Raw genomic sequence first — 25,621 nt, 5'->3', positions numbered from 1 at the left:
AAGCCCTGATTTAAATGATTTAAAGCACAATTTAAGGTGAGTAAATTGATTACAAGTAGCACATTGTTTGGTTTGGTATTTCAGCTGATATGTACTGCTGGTTGCGCACCGCAGCCGGCAGGCATATCTTCTGAAACCACTGTGGCAGTTGCAACAGACAAGCCTTTGGCTTTTCCGGGGGCAGAGGGCTTTGGGAAGTATGCCACAGGCGGCCGCGGCGGGCAGGTAGTGTATGTTACTAACCTGAATGACGACGGCGAAGGCAGTCTGCGTGATGCGATACAGAAAAAAGGGCCGCGCATTATTGTGTTTGCCGTGTCGGGTACTATTGCTTTGGAAAGACCCCTCGATATCAACAACGGCGATGTAACTATTGCAGGCCAGACAGCGCCAGGCGATGGCATTACACTTCGGAACTATCAGGTAAGTATAAAAGCAGACAATGTTATACTTCGTTACCTGCGTTTCAGGATGGGAGACACTGCTGCACAGCAGGCCGATGCTTTGGGAGCGAACAAAGGCAACAGCAACATTATTATAGACCATTGCTCCATGAGCTGGGCTACAGACGAATGTGCTTCTTTTTACAGAGGCAAGAACTTTACCCTGCAGTGGAGCATTATCTCGGAAAGCCTGAACCAGTCGGTACACGAAAAAGGCGACCATGGCTATGGAGGTATTTGGGGCGGAGAAGGCGCAACGTTTCACCATAACCTGATTGCCAGCCACAACAGCCGTAACCCACGCTTCAGCGGCTCGAGCAGCACACAAAACACTGCGAACGAATTGGTAGACTTCCGGAACAATGTAATCTTTAACTGGAAGAACAATAGCATTTACGGTGGTGAAAAAGGCAAGTATAATGTAGTAAATAACTACTTTAAAGCCGGACCTGCCACAGCCAAATCTAAAAGAGACAGAATTGTAAACCCGTCGCAGCCTTACGGTAAATTTTATGTGAATGGCAACTATGTGGATGGCTTTCCTGAAATAACAAAAGACAACTGGGCAGGTGGCGTACATGCCGATCATCCTGATTCTGCCAAAGTAACCTCAGCTTATAAAGTGCTGGAGCCGCTTACACAATCTGCACAGGTGGCATACGAGCAGGTACTGGCCCATGCAGGTGCAAGCCATAAAAGAGATACCGTAGATAAACGCATTGTAAGCGAAGTAAGAAGCGGCAACCCAACAAACGGAAAGAGCAAAGACGGTATCATCGATTCTCAGCAGGACGTAGGAGGCTGGCCGGAGCTGAAAACCGCAGCAGCGCCTAAAGATAGCGACAAAGACGGTATGCCTGATGCCTGGGAGGTAAAGCATAAACTTAACCCGAACAGTGCCGACGATGCCGCAACGTATACGTTGGACAAGCTGTACACCAACGTGGAGGTTTACCTAAACAGTTTAGTTGCAACCGATCCGCAGTTAAAATAAAGTATAGCCGTGAAAAGTATAATTACCATATTAGTTCTGTTTTTCTCATACTTCCAGTTGCATGCGCAGCCGGTAAAGTTGGTAGTGGCGCAGGATGGCAGTGGTGATTATACTTCGGTGCAGGCTGCTGTAGATGCAGTGCCTGCCTTTCCGGTAAATGGGGTTGAGATATTTGTTAAGAACGGCACTTACCGCGAAAAGCTGATCATCCCATCCTGGAAGACAAATATTAACCTGATCGGCGAAAGCAAAGAGAATACCATCATCAGCTGGGACGACCATTCGGGCAAAGGCGATATCAACACCTTTACTTCCTATACCGTGCTGGTGCAGGGAAACAATTTCAGGGCTGAGAACATCACCTTCGAGAATACCGCAGGACCAGGAGTAGGCCAGGCAGTAGCGCTGCACGTAGAAGCGGACCGTTGTGTATTTAAGAACTGCCGCATCATCGGTGATCAGGATACGCTTTATGCAGGCGTAGCCAACAGCCGCCAGTACTACATTAACTGCTACATAGAGGGCACTACCGATTTTATTTTCGGACCTGCTACAGCGGTTTTTGACAACTGCACCATCCACTGCAAAAAAACTCTTACATTACAGCCGCCTCCACGCCACAGGATAAAAATTACGGTTTTGTGTTCCTCAACTGCAATGTGACTGCCTTGACTGATGACCTGAAAGTATACCTGGGCCGCCCCTGGAGACCTTTCGCTAAAACCGTTTTCATTAACACAAAACTAGGGCAGCATATTCGTCCGGAAGGCTGGCACAACTGGAACAAACCAGATGCGGAGAAAACTACCTTCTATGCAGAGTATAAGTCGAAAGGGCCTGGAGCATCAGCAAATACAAGAGTAGCATGGGCCAGGCAACTTAACAGCAAAGAAGCTAAAAAGTATAAACCGGAGCTGATTTTGGCAGGGGATGATAAGTGGGCGCCGAAAAAATAAAAGAGCAAAGTATAATTCTTTACTAACATGAAATTTACCAGGTACGCGTTTGTAGCCATTGCCTTATTAGCAGCTTCCTGTAAAAACGGTGAGCCCGTTGCTACGACATCTTCTGTAAACCAGCCTACTGCAAAAGCGTGGTCGGTACGTATGGCCGATTCGGATATAAAGCGCAACCCGCAGGGCTGGATGATCGACTTTAAGGACAAGCCAAAGTGGGATTATACGCAAGGTTTGTTTGCCTCTGCTATCGAAAGGGTTTATGAGAAAACTGGCGATCAGAAATACCTGAACTACATACAGGCCTTCGCCGACACCATGATCAGCGAAAACGGCACCATCCTTACCTATAGGAAAAGCGACTACAACATTGACCGCGTGAACCCGGGTAAGTTCCTGATGGAGCTGTACAAGGAAACCGGTGATCAAAAGTATAAACAGGCCTTTGAAAACCTCCGTGACCAGATGCGCACGCATCCACGCACAACAGAAGGCGGTTTCTGGCACAAGAAGATCTATCCGCACCAGATGTGGCTCGACGGCCTGTACATGGCCTCTCCGTTTCTGGCACAGTATGCCATGGAGTATAACGAGCCGGCCATTTTTGATGATGTAGCAAACCAGATTGTATTAGTAGACAAGTACACCTGGGACGCTAAGAAAGGCTTGTGGCGACACGGTTGGGATGAGAGCAAAGAGCAAAAGTGGGCAGACCCGGTAACTGGTCAGGCACCCAATGTATGGGGTCGTGCAATGGGTTGGTATGCGATGGCTTTGGTTGATGTGCTGGATTACTTCCCGAAAGACCACCCGCGCAGAGCTGAGATACTGCAGATTACTCAGAAAATGGCCAACGCGCTAGTGAAGTACCAGGATGAGAAGACTGGCTTATGGTATCAGGTTGTAGACCAGGGTGGAAGAGAAGGTAACTATCTCGAAGGTTCAGCATCCAGCATGTTCACTTACTTTTTGGTAAAGGCTGCCAAGAATGGCCACATCGACCAGAAGTATTTGAAAGTTGCCAGGAAAGGGTATAACGGTATACTTACTAACCTGATTAAGGAGAACACGGATGGTACCATCAGCATTACACAGGTTTGTGCGGTGGCTGGTCTAGGTGGCACACCTTACCGCGATGGCACCTACGAATACTACATTAACGAAGAGCGCCGTGACAACGATCCGAAGGCAGTAGCACCTTTTATTATGGCATCATTGCTTTTTGAGGAGTTAGGTACGGCAGCGGCTTTGAAGTAAGAAAAATTAGCATGGCGCGAGGATGCACCCTCGTGACTGGCTATAGTGTGGGCCTCTGGCCCAGCTTTTCCAATTATTGAACTTAGACTGTGATCATCCCCCTGCTCCCTTCAAAGGGGGACATTCAGCACAAGTAGTTTTTGATTGATCTACAATTGCAGAATAAGACCCTCTTGGAAGGGGGCAGGGGGATGAACAGCTGGCAAATAAGAATAGCTTAAACTAAGAATCAAAAAAATGAAATCACGCATCACCTATACGTTATACTTCACAGTTATACTTTGTGTACTGGCACTACACGTGCAGGCGCAGAAGTATGATTTTGTAGTGGCTACAGACGGAAGCGGGGATTTTAAAACAGTGCAGGAAGCCATAGACGCGGTGCCTGACTTCAGAAAAAACCAGACCAGCATCTTCATCAAAAAAGGGGTTTATAAAGAGAAGCTTACTCTCCCATCTACAAAAACCAATGTAAAGTTTACAGGCGAAGATGTGAAGAGTACGATCCTTACTTTCGACGACTACGCTTCTAAAAAGAACCGCTTTGGTGAGGAAATGGGCACAACCGGCTCTACCAGCTTTTATGTGTTTGGCGATGGCTTTACAGCAGAGAATATAACTTTTGAGAACAGCTCCGGCCCGGTGGGACAGGCGGTAGCGGTGCGTGTGGATGGCGACATGGTCATGTTCCGGAACTGCCGTTTCCTGGGTTTCCAGGATACGCTGTACCCGCACGGCGAAAAGAGCCGCCAGTACTACAAAGACTGCTACATAGAAGGCACCACAGATTTTATTTTTGGCTGGTCTACGGCTGTATTTGATAACTGCGAGATCTACAGTAAAAAAGGCGGCAGCTATGTAACGGCCGCATCTACACTCCCCGAAACTCCCACAGGCTTTGTATTTCTGAACTGCCGCTTAACAGGCGATGCACAGGCTGAATCGGTGTACCTGGGTCGCCCCTGGAGACCCTATGCCAAAACAGTGTTTTTCAACAGCTATTTAGGCAACCACATTAACCCGGAAGGCTGGCATAACTGGAACAAACCCGATGCGGAGAAAACAGCCTTTTACGCAGAGTATAATTCCAGAGGCCCGGGGGCAAGCCCAAAAACAAGAGTAAAATGGGCGCACCAACTCACTGCAGACGAGGCCCAAAAGTATACGCTGGAGCAGATCTTCGGCGACTGGGTTCCGGGCACAGTAACAACCTCAAGCAAATAAGATTACAACCTTAACAAGACTAAACTTTAGCTGACCTATGGCCTCAATCTCTACAAAAAATAAAAGTATAAACTTAGCCGGTTTGCTTCTGCTGCTGGGCTTTATACTTTGCTCTGTCCAGCTACAGGCACAACAGCTGGCTTTTCCGGGGGCTGAGGGTTTTGGCCGGTTTACAACCGGTGGCCGTGGTGGCGCAGTGTACGAGGTAACCAACCTGAACGACTCCGGCGTGGGTAGCTTCAGAGATGCCGTGCTCAAGTCAGGAACCAGAACTATTGTATTTAGAGTGAGTGGTACGATCACGTTGCTATCACCATTAACCATTAAAAACGGCAACCTGACCATTGCCGGCCAAACGGCCCCCGGCGACGGAATTTGCATCAAAAACAACACGGTTACCATAGATGCCGATAATGTGATTATCCGATTCATGCGTTTCAGGTTAGGCGACGAAGCTCAGGTAGAGAATGATGCTATGTGGGGGCGAAACCGCCAGAACATTATGATAGATCATTGCTCACTTAGCTGGGCTGTAGATGAGGTTGGCAGCTTTTACGATAACAAGAACTTTACCATGCAGTGGTGCATACTTAGCGAAAGTCTTTACAGATCGGTGCACAACAAAGGCGACCACGGCTATGGCGGTATCTGGGGTGGCCAGGGAGCAACATTCCACCACAACCTGCTGGCACATCACTCCAGCCGCAACCCACGTTTTAATGGAGCCCGCTACAGCAACCAGCCAGCGCTGGAGATCGTGGACTACAGGAACAATGTGCTGTACAACTGGGGAGGCAACAGCGCGTACGGCGGCGAAAGAGGCAACCACAACATCGTGAACAACTACTACAAATATGGCCCTGCCACCACCAGCAGTTCTAAGCGCAACCGTATTTTAGATGCCAACGCACCTTCAGAGGCTGAATTGGGCAGGTGGTATGTAAACGGCAACTATGTGCATGGCTACCCTGCAACTACGGCAGATAACTGGAACGGTGGCGTACAGAATGTTAGTAGTGCGTGGCTTGCCATTGTCAGAGTAAACGAGCCGTTCAATTTTGCTCCGGTTCGTACGCAAACCGCAGAAGAAGCTTATCTGGCGGTACTAGATAGTGCCGGTGCCATACTTCCGAAACGCGATGCCGTGGATGCCCGCATTGTACACGAAACGAGAACCGGAACAGCCACTTACGGTGGCGCATACGGAGCAGGCAGAGGCATTATAGACACGCAGGCAACAGTTGGCGGCTGGCCTACACTTAACTCTGAGCCAGCCCCTGCTGATACAGACAAAGACGGCATGCCTGATGCATGGGAGACAGAAAATGGCCTGAACCCGAACGACGCAAGCGACAGAAACGGCGACTTTAACGGTAATGGCTATACAAACCTGGAGAAATACCTGAATTCCCTTACCCGCAACTCTGTAACCAGCTTGCCCGACCACTCTCAAAAGTATAACGTGACTGTATATCCGAATCCGTTTACCAGCCATACTTTCATTTCTTTTACAGTAAAGCAGCTGGCAGAGGTGTCAGTAAAAATATATGATGTAACTGGCAGGCAAGTAACCAGCTTGCTTGAGACAAAGGCAGCACCAGGCGCTTACGAGGTAAATTGGGATGGAAAAGATGCTGCAAAGAACAATCTTAAAGCTGGTTTATACCTGTGCGCGATTCAGGTTGGACAGGATAAAATTGTAAAAAGAATAGCTCTGGCAAGAGAGTAAAGTATGAGCATAAAGTATAAAATAGTTTCTACAGCATTAGCGGCTCTTACCTGCTGCCTCACGGGTTCATGTGTAGCGCAACAAAGTATAAAAACCGCTGCCATCCAACCTGATGCGCAGGTATCTCAGGTGTGGGTAGCCGATAAAGGCGATGGTACCTATCAGAATCCTATACTTTATGCCGATTACTCCGACCCTGATGTGTGCCGCGTTGGGGATGATTACTACATGACCTCGTCGAGTTTCAATGCCATACCAGGTTTGCAGATTCTACACTCAAAGGACATGGTTAACTGGAAGATCATAGGCTATGCGTTGGACCGCCTTCCGCCTTACGAGCATTTTGCAAAGCCGCAGCACGGTAATGGCGTGTGGGCACCATCTATAAGGTACTATAATGGCGAGTTCTACATTTACTGGGGAGATCCGGATTTCGGTATCTACATGGTTAAAACCAAAGACCCGGCAGGAAAGTGGGAGAAGCCGGTTCTGGTGCAGGAAGGGAAAGGACTGATTGATGCCTGTCCGCTTTGGGATGAGAATGGAAAAGCCTACCTGGTACATGCTTTTGCAGGTAGCCGCGCAGGCATAAAGAGTGTGCTGGCGGTGCATGAGATGAGCCCTGATGGTACAAAGCTGCTGGATGAAGGCACGTTGGTATTTGACGGTCACGATGAGCACCCTACAGTAGAAGGACCGAAATTTTACAAGCATAACGGCTACTACTACATTTTTGCCCCAGCTGGTGGTGTAGCTACAGGCTGGCAGCTGGTACTGCGGTCCAAAAATCCCTATGGGCCTTACGAAGAGAAGATCGTGATGGAGCAGGGCAAGACAACTATAAACGGACCACACCAGGGTGCCTGGGTAAATACTCCATCCGGTGAAGACTGGTTCTTTCATTTTCAGGATGTGGAAGCCTATGGCCGCATTGTGCACCTGCAGCCCATGAAGTGGAAAAACGGATGGCCTGTGATCGGCGAGGATAAAGACGGTGACGGTAAAGGTGAGCCGGTGCTGAGCCACAAGAAGCCAAATGTAGGCAAAGTATACCCTGTTGCTACACCACAGGAGTCGGATGAGTTTGATGGAAACAAACTCGGCTTGCAATGGCAATGGCATGCAAACCCTAAAGTAACCTGGGCATTTGCAAACCCAGGTAAAGGAAATCTGCGCCTTTTCAATGATAAGGTGCCAGAAGGCACCAAAAACCTTTGGGATGTACCGAACCTGCTGCTGCAGAAGTTTCCGGCAGAGACATTTACCGCCACTACTAAGCTGAAGTTCACGCCTAACCAAAAGCTGCAGAACGAACGAACCGGTTTACTGGTGATGGGAGAAGATTATGCCTACATTGGTTTGGTAAGTAAAAAAGACGGGGTGTACTTAACTTATACTTCAGTTGATGATGCCCACAAAGGCACGCCCGAAAAAGAAGAAGTGATCGGGAAATTAAACAGCAGCGAAGTATACTTTAGAGTAGAAGTAGACAAAGGTGGCAAGTGCCAGTTCAGCTATAGCGAAGACGGACAAAAGTATAAATCCGTTGGCAGCACCTTCACCGCAGCGCCAGGCCGATGGATCGGAGCTAAAGTGGGTGTATTTGCTACACGCCAGGATAAGATTAACGATGCCGGATTCGTGGATGTTGATTGGTTCAGGATAACACCTAATACAAACTCTGCTGCATCAATTCAAAGCAAGAAATAACAGACGAAGCATATGAATATCAGAAAAATAACTGTTAACCGTTTCCTGGCACTAGTTGCCCTGGCAGGTATGCTGCAGGTGTCTTGCCAGCAACAGCCAATTGCACAGACTAACACAACTGCAAGCTCAGAAGCAAACACAACTACATCTGCCGGTGCCACCACAGATACTACAACCGACGTGTACGCCGGAGTAGAGTTTGATATGCCGCGGGTGCAGGAGCCAACTATCCCGAATAACAGTGTAAGTATAACCGACTTTGGTGCGGTAGGCGATGGCTTAACCAAAAACACAGAGGCTTTTGCAAAGGCAATTGATGCCATGGCAGCTAAAGGTGGCGGTAGAGTAGTTATCCCGCGTGGTATCTGGATTACCGGCCCTATTACCTTAAAAAGCAATATCAACCTACACGCAGAGGCTGGTGCTCTGGTTATTTTCAGCGCAAACTTCGACGACTACCCACTTATCTATACCAGCTTTGAAGGTCTGAACACCTACCGCAGCATTTCTCCGATAAATGGCAAAGACCTGGAGAACGTGGCTATTACTGGTAAGGGGACATTCGATGGATCTGGTGATGCGTGGCGCCCTACCAAGAAAAGCAAGTTAACTGATGCACAATGGAAAAACCTGGTGAAATCCGGTGGTGTGGTAAGCGAGGATGGCAAAACCTGGTATCCGTCTGCCAAATCGATGAAAGGCGACAGCAAAGACAACTTTAACGTGCCCGATTTTAAAACAAAAGAAGAGTTTGAAGCCGTAAAAGACTACCTGCGCCCGGTAATGGTGAGTCTGGTAAACTGCAAGAAAGTACTGCTGGATGGCCCAACATTCCAGAATTCTCCGGCCTGGAACATTCACCCGCTGATGTGCGAGGATGTGACTATCCGTAACCTGAACGTACGCAACCCATGGTACTCGCAAAACGGTGATGGTCTGGACCTGGAGTCATGCAAAAACTCCGTTATCTATGATAACACCTTTGACGTGGGTGACGATGCTATCTGTATCAAGTCAGGTAAAAACAAAGACGGTCGTGACCGTGGCATCCCGACTGAAAACGTGATCATTAAGAACAACATCGTGTACCATGGCCACGGCGGTTTTGTTGTGGGCAGCGAAATGTCTGGTGGTGTTAAAAATGTGCACGTTTCTAATTGCACATTCATTGGTACTGATATCGGTATCCGCTTTAAGAGCACGCGTGGCAGAGGCGGTGTGGTAGAGAACATTTACATTTCCAACATCGACATGATCAATATCCCGACGCAGGCCATCAGCTTTAACCTGTTCTACGGCGGTAATTCTCCTGTGCTGGACGATACGCAGAGCTCCGAAACAGAGAAGCGTGACGAACGCCTGTTACCTGTTACAGAAGAAACGCCTTCGTTCAAAGACATCTACATGCGCAACATTACAGTAGCTGGTGCCGATGAGGCCGTGGCACTGCAGGGCTTGCCGGAGATGAACCTGAAGAACGTGAGTATCGAAAACTCTATACTTAAGGCTACCAAAGGCATTACGGCTGTAGACGCCGATGGCATAAAGCTGAAGAACGTGCAGGTGATCACAGAAAAAGGCCCGGCATTAACCATTTACAACAGTAAGAACATAGCTGTAAAAGGCCTGAAGTATAAAGACGGTCAGGAGCAGGTAGTACGTGTGCTGGGGCCGCTTACCAAAAACGTGACGCTGGAGACCAAGGACTTTAAAGACGCCTCGAAGCAGGTATCCAAAGGGAAAGACCTGAGTGCCTCAGCGCTAAAAGTAGAATAACGATCTTTCATTTGAATATACTAAGCATGGCTCCCTGGGCCATGCTTTTTTACTCAAACCCTAAAGTATAGATGATATGAAAAAGCTTACTTTCCTCTTCTCTTTGCTGGCGATATGCTTTTTAGCAACTGCCTTTGTGCCTTTCAAAAAGAAGATTGTAAAAGTATACCTGATCGGCGACTCTACTGTAGCTGATTATACTGGCGATTATGATAGCGATGATTACATGACCACGCGCTATCCGGTAGCAGGTTGGGGGCAAGTGTTTCAGCCATTTATGAGGCCTGATAGTCTTAACCATATAAAGCACCTGATCAAAGCGGATAGCGTGCAGGTTCTGGATAAAGCCAGGGGAGGCAGGAGTACCCGTACTTTTTTTGAGGAAGGCCGCTGGGCAGAAGTTTATAAAGCCCTGGAAAAAGGCGATGTGGTGATGATGCAGTTTGGCCACAACGATGCAGCAGAGAGTAAGCCGGAGCGTTACACAAATGTGACTGCCTACAAGGAGTATCTGCGGCTGTACGTAAACCAAACCCGCCAAAAAGGTGCCATACCTATTATCTTAACCCCAGTTAACCGCAACTATCCCTGGAAAGACGGCCAGCTGAGCAATGTACACGGCGAATACCCACAAGCAGCAAAAGATGTAGCCAAAGAGCTGAATGTACAGTTTATCGATCTGACCCAGCTATCAATTGATCACTTCACGGCCAAAGGCAAAGACTACGTAACAGACAACTACTTCATGAACCTGCCAGCCGGAAAGTATAAAGCTTATCCTGAAGGGCTAAAGGATAACACACACTTTCAGCCGGAAGGCGCTGCTGCTGTGGCAAAGCTGGTGTTTAACGGGTTGAAAAATCTTAAGTATAGCAGTGCCTCGGGTAGCAGCAGGAAGTAAATTCTTGTTACGAGAAGTATAAGTCTGAATGCCTGTGTTTCAATACAGCACCTTTAGTTATCACTGTTAAAAAACATTTTGATGTTACCATAATAAAAGCCTATATTGTTGAAGGTAAAGTATAGAGCGTAAGGGTTTTGGAGGGGCTTTGTGAAACTTTGCTTTACTGCCTGATCTAGTATGTCCTGTTACTAATTCAATAACTTAAGTATAATTTAAACGAGGCAATATCAGGCATAAAAAATCATACCTTATTAATGAATATATTTTTTTATATGAATGTGCAATCGATTGCACACATCAGCTTAACTATTATTTAACCCTCTATGAAGCTAACCCTTACCCTTAAAAATTTACTTGCTACATTAGTTGTGGCTTTAATTGCAACGGTTCCTTTTAGTGTGGTAGCACAGGATCTCACAGTTGCAAAAGATGGAACCGGCACGCATATTACGGTTCAGGCGGCCATTGATGCGGCACCTACAAACAGGACAACCCCCTATGTGATCTACATCAAAAACGGGGTGTACAAAGAGAAAATATCCATCGCTTCTAACAAGACCTTTATTCACCTGGTTGGGGAGAGCGTGGCTAATACCATACTTACCCACGACGATTACTCAGGCAAGGCAATGCCCAGTGGCGGTACTTATGGCACATCTAATTCAGCTTCGGTAACTGTTAGCGGAAACGATTTCTTTGCAAAGAACATAACCTTCGAAAACACTACAGGCGATGCACCGCAGGCATTAGCAATAAACGTAAACTCAGACAGGGCTGCGTTTAAGAACTGCCGTTTTCTGGGTGGCCAGGATACGGTGCTCGCTAACGGCGACGGTAAGCGCCAATACTTTAAGGACTGCTACATTGACGGGGTGGTAGACTTTATATTCGGTAGCTCCAGGGCTGTTTTTGAAGATTGCATTATCTACGCCAAAGACAGAAAAGACAACCTGAGCGGAAGCTACATTACAGCTGCCAATACGCAGCAAGGTCAGGAGCATGGCTATGTGTTTAAGAACTGCATTATACCTGCCAACAGGGGTGTAACTACCTATGTGCTGGGCAGGCCGTGGCAAAACGACGGCACGCAAACCAATCCGGCGCATAACAAAACGGTATTCCTGAACACAATTATGAGCAGTGCGGTGAAGCCGGAAGGCTGGGCCAAATGGACTGCGCAAACCAACACCGATATCATACTTTACGCAGAGTATAAAAGCAAAAATTACGATGGCAGCCTGCTGGATGTAAGCCAGCGCGTAGCCTGGTCTAAACAACTGACAGACACAGAAGCGGCAGCCTATACAAACAGTAACCTTTTTGGCGACTGGGACCCTTGTGGGATCGAATCCGGGATGTGCAGCGCTCAGACTCCGGATATAGCTGTATCAAACTTTGGGGGCACCAAAGGCAGCACCAACACCACCTTCCGCTGGAACATCAGCTGGCCGATTGCAGATGTAAAATATGAGCTGTTCCGCTCCGACGATAACAGCACTTTTACCAAAGTAGGGGAGGTACCTGCAGCAGACGCACAGAACATTAACTTCCAGTTAACAGATGCCTTGCCTGCCGCAGGCAGCAAATACTATTATTACCTACAGGCTTCTAAAGATGGATTAGCTACACACACTACCCAGACAGTTGAGATTAGCAGGGTGCCAACTATAACAGTAACCGGCTCGCTTAGCAGTTTTACCCAGTACCTGGATGGCCCTTCCAGCGCAAAGATTTATACTTTGTCAGGCATCAACCTAACAGATAACATTGCCATTACGCCGCCTGCACCATTCGAGATTTCTACAGACGGAACTACCTGGCACGGTAACACTTCTCCGGTTGTGCTCACGCAGACAAACAATGCCGTTGCCAACACCACCATTTATGTAAGGTTAAACGCAACTGCCACAGGAATTTTTAGTGGAAATATTTCGCACAGCAGCACTGGGGCAAACACGGTAAATGTAGCCGCTGCCGGCGAAAAACTAAGTGAGTACCCGCGCAACTCTGTAGTGCTGCAGCAATGGCCGCTAACAGAAAACAACCAGGACAATGCCAGCGTAAGATCTGCAGGTGTGGTAGCAAGTGTACCAACTTTCAAAAAGCTGTATGTGTCTAACGGTACAACCGTTCCGGCTTTCCCGGCTTACTCTGCTTCGCATGGGCAGGCATTTTCGGCTGCTGCAGATGGTAGCGGCCTTTGGGGTACAGCCAGCGGTGGTCCCGGTGGCAACCTGAACAGGGCTTTTTTCGAGGAGTTTAAAGTTACAGCAGCTTCAGGGGCATCCGTTCGTGTAGATTCTATACTTGTAACATCTGCATTTTACAACACAAGCAGCAACACTAAGCTAGGCATAGTATATTCTAAAACCGGTTTCCAGACTGCAGACTCTACCAATGTGACAGGTGGCAAGGGGCCAGCTGGCATTTTGCCTAGCACAGCAAACGGAGCATTTGCAACCCCTATTATACTTGCTAACCAGAATACAGGCACTAACCACCGCTTTAGAGTGGCCCTGAACGATGCAGACGGCGTGATGCTGGAAGCTGGCGAAACATTAAGCATCAGGCTATACTTTAGCTGCGGCAGTTCAAGCGCGGGCAGGTATGGTTTATTAAAAGATGTGGAGGTAAAAGGCGAGAACATGAGCCTGCTGTCCAGTAAGCTACCAGTTTCAAAAGAGCAGCTAATTGCCTACCCTAACCCTACAGAAGGCAGACTTACTGTAGTACACCCTGCCGCAGTTAAAGGGGCAAGTATAGCCGTTTATACTTTATTAGGGGCAAAGTTGGCAGACTTTGCAACACAGTCAGGCGTTACCCAAACAACTATAGAGTTAAATAAACTGGTAACAGGAAACTACGTGGTTATTTACAGCGACGATAAAACACGCATAGCATCAAGAATAGTGAAGCAATAGGTTGATTAAGGCCACCTGCAAAGTATGGTTTATACTTTGCAGGTGGCAAACTTATTAAAGCATATATTTTTTTACCTGTTGTGCAATCGATTGCATAAATTATAGTTATGTTTGGCGATAGAATAGGCACATCAAAGAAATTAATTGTACAGTAAATTATAAGTTAGACAGTAAAGCAGCGGAACGCATGATCCGCTGTTTTATACTTCTATCAAGGCAACTATCTACTACTATACTTTATCCAACTAACCTTATGAATAGAAGATTACACACCTTTTTTTGCTTAATGCTCCTGGTAAGTTGTAGCACCTTTGGCTTTGGCATGGCAGGCAACACAAGCTCACCGGATTATAGCATGAAAGGCTTCGCCACTGTTAACGGCGGGGGGTATGCCACTACAACAGGCGGTGCAGGCGGCTCAAGTATTACCATCCGCACCCTTGCTGAGTTGGAGGCCTGGGCCTTAACCCGCGAGAATAATAACACGCCTCAGATAGTATATATCTCTGGTAAGATCACGTCACCTTCCTCTACCATTGTAACTATTAAGCGTGGTGCCAACCTTACGGTGCTAGGCCTCGGAAACAATGCGGAACTGGAGAATGTGGGGCTAAACTTCCGGGAGTACAACAACCTGATCGTGCGTAACCTTAAGATACATGAGGTCCTCTATCCGAACGATGCCCTTACCATTGATGAGTGCCGCCACGTATGGGTAGACCACAACGAGTTTCACAGCAAAATTGGCGCAGGCATAGGCGTAGACACCTACGATGGCCTGCTGGATATTAAAAAAGGTTCACGCTATGTAACCGTGTCCTGGAACTACTTTCATGACCACATGAAGAATGTGCTGATAGGCCACACCGATAATACCGGCGCAGAGGCCGAAGACAGGCAGATACGCGTTACGTTTCACCATAACTTTTTTGAGAACACCGATGGCCGCAACCCGAGCTTACGATGGGGGGCGGTACACTTTTACAACAACTACCTTAAAAACATTACCGACTACGGTTTTGCCGTGCGCCAGGGAGCCTACGCCAAGATCGAGAACAACGTATACGAGAACGTGAAAACGCCTATCACCACAAACAAGTTTGACGGTGAGGGGTATGCCTGTGCAACGGGCAATATTTTTACCGGCACATCAGGTAATAACTCCATTACCCAAACCGGCTGCGACTGGTGGGATGCTACCAACCTGCCCTATACTTATACTTTAGATGATGTAAACGACATTACAACCATTGTTCCTGCCAACGTAGGTGTAGGCAAGATAACCGTTGCAAATAACCAGCCTGCTACTTACCAGCTAACCACGACAGTTGTTGGGGAGGGCAGCCTGAGTACAATAGGAGGTGTTTACACAGATGGCGAAACTGTTACGGTAACAGCAATTCCTGCGTCAGGCTGGTTATTTAGCGGATGGAGTGGAGCAGCCACAGGCACGACAAACCCGGTTACCATTACCATGGACAACAACAAAGCACTTACGGCGACTTTTGTAGCAGAAGGCTCGGGTGGCGGAAACGGCAGCAGCCCAACCGTACAAATAAAAGCAACCGACAATGCAACAGTAGGCATGTGTAGTTTTGATGGCGCTTTGCGCACAACAGGCACTGGCGGCGATGTAATAAACCTGCCTAACACAGCCGGCAAAGGTATAAACTGGAAAGTAGAGGCACCTGCAGCAGGCAGCTATACTTTAAAATGGAGCTATGCCGGAGGCGGCAGCTCTGCTGCAGAAACTGCAAAAGTCCTTATTAACGGAAGCACCGTTCTGGCCAGCGTAACTTTTCCTAAACCAAAAGACAGCAAGACCTATGCTGTAACTACGCCTGTAAGCGTGCAGCTGGAAAAAGGCGTGAATGAGATCAGGCTGGAAGTGCTGGAAAGTCTTGCTTTTGCCGACATAGAGTGGATTGAAGTGACCGGCGAAAGCACTATGGTAACAGACTGTGCCAACCCGATAGGCTACTCAAGTGTAGTGGCGGGTACTAAGAAAGATGCCGGAAATAAAGGCCGCAGTATAAAAGCGCTTCCAAATCCGGCTAGTGATAACGTAACATTTGAAGTAACGCTGGCAAAATCTGAGAAAGCTAAGATCAGCCTGTATAATGTAAATGGAGTACGCGTAGCTGTTGCGGCAAATCAGCAGTTTAGCGCCGGAACAACACAGGTATCCTTTAAAACTTCTGGATTAAAGGCTGGGGTGTACATGTATGCTATTGAAAGTGATGGCGGTGTAGTAAAAGGGAAGTTAGTTATCAAGTAAGTTTTATCAAAAAAGTTAAATCCAAAAGGGGAGGGGCCTTGCCCCTCTTTTTTAACACTTTACCCAAGTACTTTTTATACATTTAAGTATGAGCAAAGCGATAATTAAAAGCGCAACAGGCATACGAACCATACTTATAGTTATACTTTTGTTAAAGCTAAGTATAACTAGTTTTGCGCAGCAGGCAATCTCGGATGTGGGTAATTTTTACCCTGTGCTGGATACCTATGCCGCAAAAGACAACAGCAGTTTATCTTACCTGGCCAAGGATCGAAAGAAAACCGAAAAGTGGCGCAGAAAGGCAAAAGCAAAACTTCACGAGTTGCTGGCTTTTGATCCTGAGCCAGCGCCGCTTGATCCGCAAATACTGGAAACTACCAAACGAGACGGCTACACCCAATATCTTGTAAAGTATAACCTGAACGCCCTGCAGCAAACAGAAGCTTACTTACTGATCCCCGACAATCTTACCAAGCCTGCACCTGCCGTTATAGCCCTGCACGACCACGGCGGTTTTTACTTTTACGGCAAAGAAAAACATACTTTAACAGACGATCAGCCGGTTATACTTAAAGAATATATTGATAACCTTTATGAAGGCCGCACTTATGCCGATGAGCTGGCCAAAAGAGGCTTTATAGTTCTTTCTCCGGATGCCGTATACTTTGGCTCTCAGAAACTGGATCCGGCTCAAACAAGTCCCAACAACGCCAAAGCTTATTACAGCAATGTAACGGCTAACGAAAGCGAAAACATCAGGGCCTTTAACAAGTTTGCCTCTGCCCAGGAAATCCCTATGAACAAAACAATACTTACAGCCGGCACCACCTGGTTAGGTATGATTGCGCAAGGCGACAAGGTAGCCATTGATTACCTGCTTACGAGGCCGGAAGTAGACCCTGAAAAAATCGGTTGCATAGGTTTGTCTTTAGGAGGCCTTAGAAGTACCTACCTGTTTGGCCTCGACAGCAGAATTAAAACCGGGGTGGTGGCTGCTTTTTCTACCACATACCAGCACATGCTTAAAGAACATGCCCGCCATACCTGGATGATGTATGTGCCCCGGCAGTATGAGTTTCTGGACCTGCCAGATGTGGCCTCGCTGAACGCACCACGGCCTTTAATGGTTATGAACTGCAAGCAGGACAAGCTTTTTAGCATGGAAGGTATGCAGGCGGCAGAAAGCAAACTAAAGGCCATCTACACAAAAATGATAGCACCGGATAAGTTTGCCTGTAATTATTATGATGTGCCGCACTCCATGACGATCCGGATGCAGGAAGATGCCTTTGCCTGGCTTGAGAAATGGCTTAAACAAGACAAAGAATAATTATAAAGTATGAAATTAGAACATTTTGCATTGAACGTTGAAGACCCGATTGGCATGTCGAAGTGGTATGTGGAACATTTGGGCTTGCAGGTTGTAAGACAGCTAACTGATACGCCTTTTACTACCTTTTTGGCAGATGACAGCGGGCGAGTAATGATAGAGGTATATGCAAATCCTGATGCCGAGATCCCTGAGTATGAGAGTATGCACCCCCTGATCGTGCACCTGGCTTTTGTATCTACAAACCCGGAATATGATAAAGAACGCCTGGTAAATGCTGGTGCAACGTTTGCATCAGAGCAGTTTCTGCAGGATGGTTCGCACCTGGTAATGCTGCGCGACCCCTGGGGCCTTAGCATACAGTTTTGCAAACGTGGCGTGCCCATGCTGGCAGAGCGGGAACTGACGAGTAGTAACGGTTTTTGTTTAAACAAACTGGTTAAAATGTAATGATAAGATTTTTAATTGTAGCAGCTTGCGGTTTGCTGATGTCCTGTGTGATGATGCAGCAAAAGAAGCCGATAAAAGTATACCTGATAGGCGACTCTACTATATCAATTAAGGAAACCAGGGCCTATCCGGAAACAGGATGGGGTATGCCCTTTGTATACTTTTTCGACCAGAGCGTTACAGTGGATAACCGGGCAAAGAACGGCCGTAGCACCCGCACTTTTATTGAAGAAGGTTTATGGCAGCCAGTAGCAGATAACCTGCAGGAAGGTGATTATGTGTTTATACAGTTCGGCCACAATGATGAGGTAGAGACCAAAAAAAGCTATACACCCAAAGACCAGTATGTAGCAAACCTGAGCCGTTTTATCACTGAAGCCCGAAACAAAAAAGCTATACCTGTACTGCTAACCCCGGCTGCCCGGCGTAAGTTTGATGGCAACGGTAAAATAGAAGGCACGCACAACGAGTACTCGGCGCTGGTGCGCGGGGTGGCCCAAAAGTATAAAGTGCCGCTTATCGATCTGGATTTAAAAAGCCAGGAATTGCTGCAGCAGTTCGGAGCCGAAAACTCAAAGCACCTTTTCCTGCAACTAGAGCTAGGCGAGCACCCTAACTACCCCGAAGGCAAAGACGATAACACACACTTCAGTGAGTTGGGAGCCAGAAAAGTAGCGCAGCTGGTTTTAGCCAGTATAAAAGATCTGAAACTGGAACTGGCAGATAGAATTGTGAAGAAGGAAGTGAAAGCGAACTAAAGTATTTCTTCATCCTGATGCAGGCCTTCATCAAAAGAATTCTTCCCTTAAGGGGGAAACCATCATGGAGCGAGCGTCCTCGCTCGTGACCAGCTATAGTGTGGGCCTCTGGCCCAGTGGGGTTACAAACCCAACATCGTAGTAAGGCACGGGTTGCAAACCCGCGCCAGCGAAAGGTAGAATCATACTAACAACAGCCAACTGAAAATGACATACCAAAAGTATAAATCTATACTTGGGCTACTTGCCTTTCTTTTCTTTTTATGTGGTACAAGCCACGCACAGCAGAAAACCGAAGTATGGCAATTAAAATCACGGAAGAAAGTAGGCAAGTATAAGGCAGCTATACTTGGCAACCCCAAGATTGTAAAAGCAGATGGCGGTAAAGCTATAGCTTTTAATGGGCGAGAAGACGGCCTTTTGGTAAACGCCAATCCCATTGCCGGTGCAACTGCATTTTCCATCGAAGTTAAGTTCAAGCCCTATGCTGCTTACCCTGAAAACATAGAACAACGCTTCCTGCACATACAGGACCCGGGTAACCCGAACCGCCGCATTTTGATTGAGCTCCGGTTAAACGATAAACAGCAATGGTATGCAGACTTTTTTATGCGCACTGACTCTACGGCGCTTACTTTGATAGATTCTGCGAAAACACATCCTGTAAATGAGTGGGCAACTATCACTTTAACGTATAAAGATGGGATGATGAAAGGCTTTGTGAATGGAGTAGAGGAGGTGTCAGGAGAAATTGAATATATGCCGATCGCACCATCAGCCAAAACATCTCTTGGCACACGCATGGATAAAAGGTCGTGGTTTAAAGGCGAGATCAGAAGTGTTTCGTTTAGCCGAGAAGTTAAATAGCTGTATCTGCTGGTAAGCAAGACGCACTTCCTGGCGCAAGTCTTTAGCGCAGCGGTGACTTGTGACATGCAATGGAGGGAAGTCTTCAGACTTACGTGAGCCATACTTCATACTTTAAGAAACCAAAGTATAAATCTGCGATGACCTCACAGCGTCTTCCAGACCTGTGAGCGTCTTGTCTCAACGAAGCAAAGGCTACTGGCACAGACACTCACAGGTTTTTAAACACTGTGAGGTCTTTTGAGCAAGCCTTCTCTACATTTATACAAAAGACGCAAGGTATTGCGTCTCTACATTTCTTTCAACGATTAACTAGCAACAAATAATTAGCAATCAATAAGTCGGAAACAAAAAAGCCTTCCGATCTCTCAGAAGGCTTTAAGGTTAGATAGTAGTAGTTTAGATAGTGAGTGCTATTAAAGCGATACACCTCGTTTCCAGGGTATAAAGTCATCCTGACCAAGTTGGTCGGCTTTGGTTTTGATATTACCGCTGGCCACATCAATAATGTAATCCAGGATATCCTCGCCCATTTCTTCAATCGTTTTCTCACCGGCAATAACGGCACCTGTGTCAATATCAATGATATCAGGCATGCGCTGGGCCAGTTTGGTGTTAGACGATAGTTTGATAACCGGAGTGACAGGGTTGCCGGTTGGCGTACCAAGGCCAGTTGTGAAAAGTATGATATTGGCTCCCGAACCTGCCATAGCTGTTGTGCTTTCTACGTCGTTGCCTGGTGTGCACAATAGCGTTAAACCGGGCTTGGTAACATACTCTGTGTAATCCAGCACATCTACTACCGGAGAAGTACCGCCTTTTTTAGCCGCACCCGCCGATTTAATGGCATCCGTAATCAAACCATCTTTTATATTGCCCGGGCTAGGGTTCATATCAAACCCAGAGCCTACTGCCTCGGCGGCACGTGCGTAAGAGCGCATTAAATGCACAAACTTATCGGCAGTATCGTTGGCCTGGCAACGGTTAATCAGTTCCTGCTCTACACCGCAAAGTTCCGGAAACTCCGAAAGTACAGAGCTGCCACCAAGTGCAACAAGTAAGTCGGAAGTATGGCCAATAGATGGATTTGCCGAGATGCCCGAGAAGCCATCCGAACCACCACACTCCAAGCCGATTACCAGTTTGTTAAGCGGGGCCGGTTTGCGAACCTCGTTGTTTGCCTCTACCAATCCCAAGAAAGTTTTTCTGATAGCCTGTGATAGCAATTCCTGCTCAGTGCCTTCTTTCTGCTGCTCCAGCACGATAAGGGGTTTAGAGAAATTCGGGTTTAAGGCTTTGATCTTCTCCTCAAGTATACTTACCTGCGCGTTCTGGCAACCAAGGCTAAGTACGGTAGCACCTGCCACGTTCGGGTTATGAATATAACCAGCCAGCAAGCCGCAAAGCATGTCGGAGTCCTGGCGAATGCCGCCGCAGCCGCCTTCGTGTGTCAGGAATTTGATGCCGTCTATATTTTCGAATATGCGTTTCTGGCCGTTTTGCGATTGCTCCTGCAATTGCAGCTGTGCGATCTCGTCGGTTTTACCGGCCTTGTAAAGTTCCACCATCTGGTGCACATACGATTTGTACAGATCCTGATGTCCGAAGCCAAGCTCATCCAGAAAAGCCTGTTTGATAATGTTTACGTTGCGGTTCTCGCAGAACACCAAAGGTATAACCAGCCAGTAGTTGGCAGTTCCCACCTGGCCATCCTGGCGATGAAAGCCCATAAAGGTTTTATCAACGTACTTGCTTACATCCGGAGCCTGCCAGGTAAAATCAGCAGTTTTAGCGCCGAAGGAAGATGCCTGGTGCTTTACGTTTACAGTACTCAGGATGCCCCCAGCAGGTATGGTGTCCACTGCTTTGCCAACCAGCGTGCCGTACATAATGATTTCCTGGTTAGGCACCATCTTGTATTGCGCAAATTTATGCTTTGCCGGCACATTCTCGGCAAGGTTAATTGTGGTATTGTTATACTCCACTGTTTCACCTGCCTGCAGGTCGGTAAGCGCTACCAATACATTATCTTTTGGGTGTATTTTTAAGATTCTTTTAGCCATACTGCTTATAATAACTGCGCAATCGATTGCACAGTTACAAATAATGTGATTTTTTTTGACAAATCAGAATCTATTGCCATTTTTTTAAGCAGACAAAATTGATTTAGTCTATTCCAATAGGTTTTGTTATGGCACCAGATACATATTAAAGTTGTAGGTAAATTTATTTTGTACTTAAAGTAGTTGCTTTGCTTATTAAGCAAGAATACGGAAAGTGTGGTTGTATTAATATAATAAAGAATCTAACTTGCCGTTTAGCTGAACTATAGAATATATCAGATTCAAATGAAATTTACATTTAGCAAAGGGGTATTAATATTAACCATGGCAGTTGCCATGGCATCTTGTTCGTCATCCAAAAAAAGTACAGGCAGCAACGGGCGTATAATTGTGATAGATGGGAAACAAGTGCGCATAGAAGGCGCACGAAAAGACAACGGCTTGCACAAAGGCTGGACTAAAAACCCGAACAACCCGCATCACCCCAATACAACAAACCCAGGACATACCAAGCAGAAAGGTAAGTCAGCAGTTAATAATAATGGGAAGCCAGGCGGGAAAAACGGCAAAAAGAAAAAGTAGAATACTAGCTATTGCTTTTGAAAAAGAACGTTAATGCCTTAGTGTGTTAACGTTTTTTTATGCTTAAACTTTAAATAGGAGCTAATCCGGTGGTAAAACATAGAAAATTTTAAATAGGACAAAACCATTGTAAAATAATAAAGTATAAATACCTTATTCAATAGTATCTGCGAATCACCTCCGGAGCGAGGTAAATTTTAAATTTAAGGTATGCGTATTTTTACAAAAGGATTACTTATGCTGGCAATCGGGGCAATGGTAGCCTCATGTTCACCTCTCAGCAGAAGCAACAAAGCTATTCTGGTTGATGACGATGGCAGAAGCATGCGTTTTAACAACGGACGCCAGGAAAGCAAAAACAAAAAATGGAACAGCTCCAAAAGCCTGGGTAAGCAGCAGAAAAAAAGAGATAAGGCTTTTAAGAAAAGAAGACGCAACTAAACTGCAGACTGGCATAAACCAAAGCGAATATCCCTAAATAGAGATATGAAGGTATATCCTTAACTGTAACAACGCGTATATGCGCTTATGGTAGAACACAGCAGCCACTATACACGCACACCGCGCAGCGAAAAGCTGAAGTGGGTGGAGCACATGGTTAAGGTAATGGATAACCAATTCAGGCTTCCGGGTACGAACTTCAGGTTTGGCCTCGATCCTATACTCGGTTTTGTGCCTGTTATCGGCGACCTGGCTTCCTTTGCAATTTCAGCTTCTCTGGTGATGACGATGGCCCGACATGGAGCAAGCGGCAAACTGGTGGTACTGATGTTACTTAATATTTTCCTGGATGCACTGATCGGAAGTATACCCTTACTTGGCAACATTTTCGACTTTGTGTTTAAAGCCAATGAGCGTAATGTACGTTTGTTAAGGGCGCACTACGAAGAAGGCAAATACCAGGGCAGCGGCAAGAAAATTGTTATTGGCGTTTTAATAGGCATTGTGGTTCTGTTTATACTTTTGCTGTGGGCACTTTGGGAACTGGCAGAGTGGGTTTACCATTTAATTGCCGGCTTGTTTTAAGCACGACCCATTTCCCTGGCCAGCTTTAAGGCTTTGTGTGCGCTTTCTTCCTTGTCCTTTATTTCCAGCATTATGTCCATATCGAGGCCCTCGGTTTCGGCCAGAAAATCGTGGAAAAGCTGCTGTTCTATACTTTGGGTATGCTTGCCTTTACGCTCCCCTAAAGCCTGTGAGCTGTAGTCCATCATCAGGATACCGTCTTTTTCGGGTTGCCAGGTAGTCGCTGCCATTTCCACGGCTTCGCGCATGGGTTCTCCGTTGTTCACGCACTCGTGGTGCAGGTTATCGAAAATAATGGGTACTCCGGTAAGTTCGTGCAGGTAAAGGCAGTCCTGTAAACTATAGGTGCGGTCGTCGTTCTCTACACAAAGGCGAGCCTTAACTGCATCGGGCAGCATGGTGTGGTATACTTCGGCAAAACGGCTAAGAGCAGATGCTTTGTCTCCGTATGCTCCGCCGCCGTGTATCTGCAATTTAGCTGTAGTATCCAATCCCATCAGATCGAGTACGCTGCCTTGGTACACCAGTTCGGCAATGCTGTTCTTTACTGTTTGCTCATTCGGTGAGTTTAGTACTACAAACTGGTCAGGATGCATGGATATACGCAGATTATTGCTTTTTATGTAGTCGCCCAGCCGCCGGAAGGTCATCTTAAAATGCTCTTGCCAGTTATACTTGTTTACCTCGTGCGAGGCAAAAGGAACAAGGCCGGATGTAAGCCTGAAAAACAGCAGTCCGTGCTGCACATTATACTCCAGTATGCGGCGCAGGCAAACAAGGTTTTGTGTTACTGTTTCTATCAGGCGTTCTTCTGAGTAAGAAGCCAGCCTGAAGGTACGTGCCGAGGTGCAGTCCAGCGACTCGTTAATGCAGGGGTATCCGATCTTCATGGCAGGTTATTTTGTTTCTCTTAACCTACGCAAATGAGAATTGTTTGCTTACTCGTACCCTTTGTTATCTTTAAAAAACCTGTTGTAATTTTCCCGTTCCTTCTGCTGCCTCTCCAGTTCTTCGAGTAGGAGCAGCTCTTGCAGCTTGCGTTTTTCCTTACCTTCCCTTGAAAGCAGGTCATATAGCAAAGTGGCTGGACTCATAATGGTGGCAGGTGCTGCCTCGCCAGGAGGTGGTGGCTCTAAACCGGGTATATAGCCCGGCTTTTTAACCTGGCTGGTGGTGTTTTGTTTCATGTTGCGCAGGGCGCGCTGTATCATCTCCGGAGAAGGGCGGCTGGTTACTTCTACTTCTCCGAGCATCACGCTATCTTCCTGCAGCACAATGTTTACCCTGATCTCTGAAACAGGCACAGGCTTAGGCAAGTATAAAAGCGGCTTAAAACCAATGGCGCGTATCATCAGGGTGTCTTCCTGGGCCACATCTATCAGGAATTTGCCATCCATATCAGAGATAACTCCGAGGTTAGAGTTTATTTTAACAACGCTGGCCCCGGGGATAGGAGTTTTCTTGTCGGCCTGCATAATTGTTCCGCTTACCCGCAACGTTCGCTGCGCCTGGGCATGAAGGCTAATGCAAAGCAGCAAACATGTAAAACAGAAGAGTAACGAGAAACGGAGCATTTACTTTAGGTTGATGGGATGGCCTGTTAAACAAGGCACTTATTATTACGCCCAAATTTGTTAAAAAGTATGCCAGCTCCAAAATATTCTTTCAGAAAGATAAGCCAGCCTGGCGGAAAATAAAAATGGCAGGCCGTGATTCTAATCTCACGGCCTGCCATTTCTGTACCTGAATTATACTTACTGTTTTTTATTCTTTTCGCCTGTTTGCTGTTCTTTAGAGTTACCGCCACTAGTGGTTTTAGTGCCTTGTCTTTTATCTTGATCAGATCTTGCATCGGCATTATTTTTAGCGCCTGTAACCACGTTTACACTATCCTGTACTGTTGTCATACTTTGCTGTTCCATCGGATCGGTTGCACTGGTTGCGTCTGTTGTATTTTGGGTCTGGCCACCCATGCGGGCAGTTTCGTTAAGGTTAAACTGTTCTACTATATCCGTTATGTCCTGACCAGGTTTATAATATACTTTTACCATTTCTGTGGCTAATTGCCCGTTTGTTGGTATAGTAGCAGTGGAGTTTGTAACTAAGCGTGCAATTGAGTCCAATCCGGAGTATGCTCTGATATGATTAGGATTTACTCTCTCATCTTCGTTAGATTCTTGTGTCTCGAAAGAGGTGCCACTGTCTTCAATACATGAGGTTACAATAAACAAGGTGCCTGCCGCAAATAATATATTCAATGCCTTTTTCATGGTCTAAGTTAGTTTTTGTGTTACCGTTAGCTTACGAATTTTGTAAGCATAATTGGTGTTATGCTTCAATTGGCTTACGGTTG

The 25,621-nt window shown here is 46.7% G+C and carries 20 protein-coding genes and 1 pseudogene; 17 read left to right on the top strand and 4 right to left on the bottom strand.

The features are described from left to right. The first annotated feature begins 36 nt into the window (after positions 1-36). The 14 genes and pseudogenes from K0O23_RS05535 to K0O23_RS05470 all read left to right on the top strand — a co-directional run bounded on the left by K0O23_RS05535 (position 37) and on the right by K0O23_RS05470 (position 19,597). Positions 37-1,437 (top strand): pectate lyase family protein, encoded by a 1,401-nt coding sequence (locus K0O23_RS05535; RefSeq protein ID WP_317195647.1) that lies wholly within the window; start codon positions 37-39, stop codon positions 1,435-1,437. Between the two features lie 9 nt (positions 1,438-1,446). After that, positions 1,447-2,393 (top strand): annotated as a pseudogene (locus K0O23_RS20110) (pectinesterase family protein). Between the two features lie 27 nt (positions 2,394-2,420). Next, positions 2,421-3,650, top strand: coding sequence for a glycoside hydrolase family 88/105 protein (locus K0O23_RS05525; protein WP_219876397.1), 1,230 nt, complete (start codon positions 2,421-2,423; stop codon positions 3,648-3,650). 237 nt (positions 3,651-3,887) lie between these two features. Beyond that, positions 3,888-4,874, top strand: coding sequence for a pectinesterase family protein (locus tag K0O23_RS05520; protein WP_219876396.1), 987 nt, complete (start codon positions 3,888-3,890; stop codon positions 4,872-4,874). A 37-nt stretch (positions 4,875-4,911) separates the two neighbouring features. Continuing rightward, complete coding sequence (locus K0O23_RS05515; protein WP_219876395.1) at positions 4,912-6,603, top strand: FlgD immunoglobulin-like domain containing protein; 1,692 nt, start codon at positions 4,912-4,914, stop codon at positions 6,601-6,603. A gap of 3 nt (positions 6,604-6,606) precedes the next feature. Continuing rightward, the gene (locus K0O23_RS05510; RefSeq protein WP_219876394.1) at positions 6,607-8,313 is read left to right on the top strand and encodes a glycoside hydrolase family 43 protein; all 1,707 of its coding nucleotides are present in this window, start codon (positions 6,607-6,609) and stop codon (positions 8,311-8,313) included. Between the two features lie 12 nt (positions 8,314-8,325). Then, a complete protein-coding gene (locus K0O23_RS05505) occupies positions 8,326-10,089 on the top strand; it encodes a glycoside hydrolase family 28 protein (RefSeq protein ID WP_219876393.1) in 1,764 nt (587 codons plus the stop codon). 76 nt (positions 10,090-10,165) lie between these two features. Beyond that, a complete protein-coding gene (locus tag K0O23_RS05500) occupies positions 10,166-10,990 on the top strand; it encodes a rhamnogalacturonan acetylesterase (protein ID WP_219876392.1) in 825 nt (274 codons plus the stop codon). Between the two features lie 326 nt (positions 10,991-11,316). Further along, entirely contained in the window at positions 11,317-13,914 is a 2,598-nt protein-coding gene (locus K0O23_RS05495; protein ID WP_219876391.1) for a pectinesterase family protein, read from the top strand. Positions 13,915-14,167: 253 nt separating this feature from the next. Further along, on the top strand, positions 14,168-16,192 hold the full coding sequence (locus K0O23_RS05490) for a pectate lyase family protein (protein WP_219876390.1): 2,025 nt from the start codon (positions 14,168-14,170) through the stop codon (positions 16,190-16,192). Positions 16,193-16,280: 88 nt separating this feature from the next. Beyond that, positions 16,281-17,522: a dienelactone hydrolase family protein gene (locus K0O23_RS05485; protein WP_219876389.1), complete on the top strand. Its 1,242-nt coding sequence runs from the start codon at positions 16,281-16,283 to the stop codon at positions 17,520-17,522. A gap of 9 nt (positions 17,523-17,531) precedes the next feature. Beyond that, positions 17,532-17,972 (top strand): VOC family protein, encoded by a 441-nt coding sequence (locus K0O23_RS05480; RefSeq protein WP_219876388.1) that lies wholly within the window; start codon positions 17,532-17,534, stop codon positions 17,970-17,972. After that, on the top strand, positions 17,972-18,730 hold the full coding sequence (locus K0O23_RS05475) for a rhamnogalacturonan acetylesterase (protein WP_219876387.1): 759 nt from the start codon (positions 17,972-17,974) through the stop codon (positions 18,728-18,730). The genes K0O23_RS05480 and K0O23_RS05475 overlap by 1 nt, the downstream gene beginning before the upstream one ends. A 207-nt stretch (positions 18,731-18,937) precedes the next feature. Continuing rightward, a complete protein-coding gene (locus K0O23_RS05470) occupies positions 18,938-19,597 on the top strand; it encodes a LamG domain-containing protein (RefSeq protein ID WP_219876386.1) in 660 nt (219 codons plus the stop codon). A gap of 416 nt (positions 19,598-20,013) precedes the next feature. Here the strand turns inward: K0O23_RS05470 and K0O23_RS05465 are convergent, their stop codons facing one another. Next, entirely contained in the window at positions 20,014-21,660 is a 1,647-nt protein-coding gene (locus K0O23_RS05465) for a UxaA family hydrolase (protein WP_219876385.1), read from the bottom strand. 336 nt (positions 21,661-21,996) lie between these two features. Here K0O23_RS05465 and K0O23_RS05460 point away from each other — a divergent pair, with 336 nt between their 5' ends. The 3 genes from K0O23_RS05460 to K0O23_RS05450 all read left to right on the top strand — a co-directional run bounded on the left by K0O23_RS05460 (position 21,997) and on the right by K0O23_RS05450 (position 23,268). Continuing rightward, positions 21,997-22,242, top strand: a complete 246-nt coding sequence (locus K0O23_RS05460; protein ID WP_219876384.1) for a hypothetical protein — start codon at positions 21,997-21,999, stop codon at positions 22,240-22,242. 210 nt (positions 22,243-22,452) lie between these two features. Next, complete coding sequence (locus K0O23_RS05455) at positions 22,453-22,683, top strand: hypothetical protein (protein WP_219876383.1); 231 nt, start codon at positions 22,453-22,455, stop codon at positions 22,681-22,683. A gap of 87 nt (positions 22,684-22,770) precedes the next feature. Then, positions 22,771-23,268 (top strand): DUF4112 domain-containing protein, encoded by a 498-nt coding sequence (locus tag K0O23_RS05450; protein WP_219876382.1) that lies wholly within the window; start codon positions 22,771-22,773, stop codon positions 23,266-23,268. Here the strand turns inward: K0O23_RS05450 and uvsE are convergent. The 3 genes from uvsE to K0O23_RS05435 form a co-directional block, all read right to left on the bottom strand. After that, positions 23,265-24,158 carry a UV DNA damage repair endonuclease UvsE gene (uvsE, locus tag K0O23_RS05445; protein WP_219876381.1) on the bottom strand — a complete coding sequence of 298 codons (894 nt, stop codon included), beginning with the start codon at positions 24,156-24,158 and terminating at the stop codon, positions 23,265-23,267. The two genes, K0O23_RS05450 and uvsE, sit on opposite strands and share 4 nt — an antisense overlap. A gap of 48 nt (positions 24,159-24,206) precedes the next feature. Beyond that, a complete protein-coding gene (locus tag K0O23_RS05440; RefSeq protein WP_219876380.1) occupies positions 24,207-24,842 on the bottom strand; it encodes a carboxypeptidase-like regulatory domain-containing protein in 636 nt (211 codons plus the stop codon). A 180-nt stretch (positions 24,843-25,022) separates the two neighbouring features. Beyond that, positions 25,023-25,538, bottom strand: coding sequence for a hypothetical protein (locus K0O23_RS05435; RefSeq protein WP_219876379.1), 516 nt, complete (start codon positions 25,536-25,538; stop codon positions 25,023-25,025). Between the last annotated feature and the right edge of the window lie 83 nt (positions 25,539-25,621).

It is taken from the genome of Pontibacter aydingkolensis, assembly GCF_019443125.1.
GTDB classification, from domain to species: domain Bacteria; phylum Bacteroidota; class Bacteroidia; order Cytophagales; family Hymenobacteraceae; genus Pontibacter; species Pontibacter aydingkolensis.
Note: the sequence above shows the minus strand (reverse complement) of the source record. Positions and strands in the feature narration are given on the sequence as shown.

Coding starts and splice junctions, on each gene's coding strand:
- K0O23_RS05510 (WP_219876394.1), top strand. CDS start 6,607: ATGAGCATAAAGTATAAAATAGTTTCTACAGCATTAGCGGCTCTTACC.
- K0O23_RS05470 (WP_219876386.1), top strand. CDS start 18,938: ATGACATACCAAAAGTATAAATCTATACTTGGGCTACTTGCCTTTCTT.
- K0O23_RS05475 (WP_219876387.1), top strand. CDS start 17,972: ATGATAAGATTTTTAATTGTAGCAGCTTGCGGTTTGCTGATGTCCTGT.
- K0O23_RS05515 (WP_219876395.1), top strand. CDS start 4,912: ATGGCCTCAATCTCTACAAAAAATAAAAGTATAAACTTAGCCGGTTTG.
- K0O23_RS05490 (WP_219876390.1), top strand. CDS start 14,168: ATGAATAGAAGATTACACACCTTTTTTTGCTTAATGCTCCTGGTAAGT.
- K0O23_RS05440 (WP_219876380.1), bottom strand. CDS start 24,842: ATGCTCCGTTTCTCGTTACTCTTCTGTTTTACATGTTTGCTGCTTTGC.
- K0O23_RS05505 (WP_219876393.1), top strand. CDS start 8,326: ATGAATATCAGAAAAATAACTGTTAACCGTTTCCTGGCACTAGTTGCC.
- K0O23_RS05435 (WP_219876379.1), bottom strand. CDS start 25,538: ATGAAAAAGGCATTGAATATATTATTTGCGGCAGGCACCTTGTTTATT.
- K0O23_RS05525 (WP_219876397.1), top strand. CDS start 2,421: ATGAAATTTACCAGGTACGCGTTTGTAGCCATTGCCTTATTAGCAGCT.
- K0O23_RS05485 (WP_219876389.1), top strand. CDS start 16,281: ATGAGCAAAGCGATAATTAAAAGCGCAACAGGCATACGAACCATACTT.
- K0O23_RS05450 (WP_219876382.1), top strand. CDS start 22,771: ATGGTAGAACACAGCAGCCACTATACACGCACACCGCGCAGCGAAAAG.
- K0O23_RS05465 (WP_219876385.1), bottom strand. CDS start 21,660: ATGGCTAAAAGAATCTTAAAAATACACCCAAAAGATAATGTATTGGTA.
- K0O23_RS05520 (WP_219876396.1), top strand. CDS start 3,888: ATGAAATCACGCATCACCTATACGTTATACTTCACAGTTATACTTTGT.
- K0O23_RS05495 (WP_219876391.1), top strand. CDS start 11,317: ATGAAGCTAACCCTTACCCTTAAAAATTTACTTGCTACATTAGTTGTG.
- uvsE (WP_219876381.1), bottom strand. CDS start 24,158: ATGAAGATCGGATACCCCTGCATTAACGAGTCGCTGGACTGCACCTCG.
- K0O23_RS05480 (WP_219876388.1), top strand. CDS start 17,532: ATGAAATTAGAACATTTTGCATTGAACGTTGAAGACCCGATTGGCATG.
- K0O23_RS05455 (WP_219876383.1), top strand. CDS start 22,453: ATGCGTATTTTTACAAAAGGATTACTTATGCTGGCAATCGGGGCAATG.
- K0O23_RS05460 (WP_219876384.1), top strand. CDS start 21,997: ATGGCATCTTGTTCGTCATCCAAAAAAAGTACAGGCAGCAACGGGCGT.
- K0O23_RS05500 (WP_219876392.1), top strand. CDS start 10,166: ATGAAAAAGCTTACTTTCCTCTTCTCTTTGCTGGCGATATGCTTTTTA.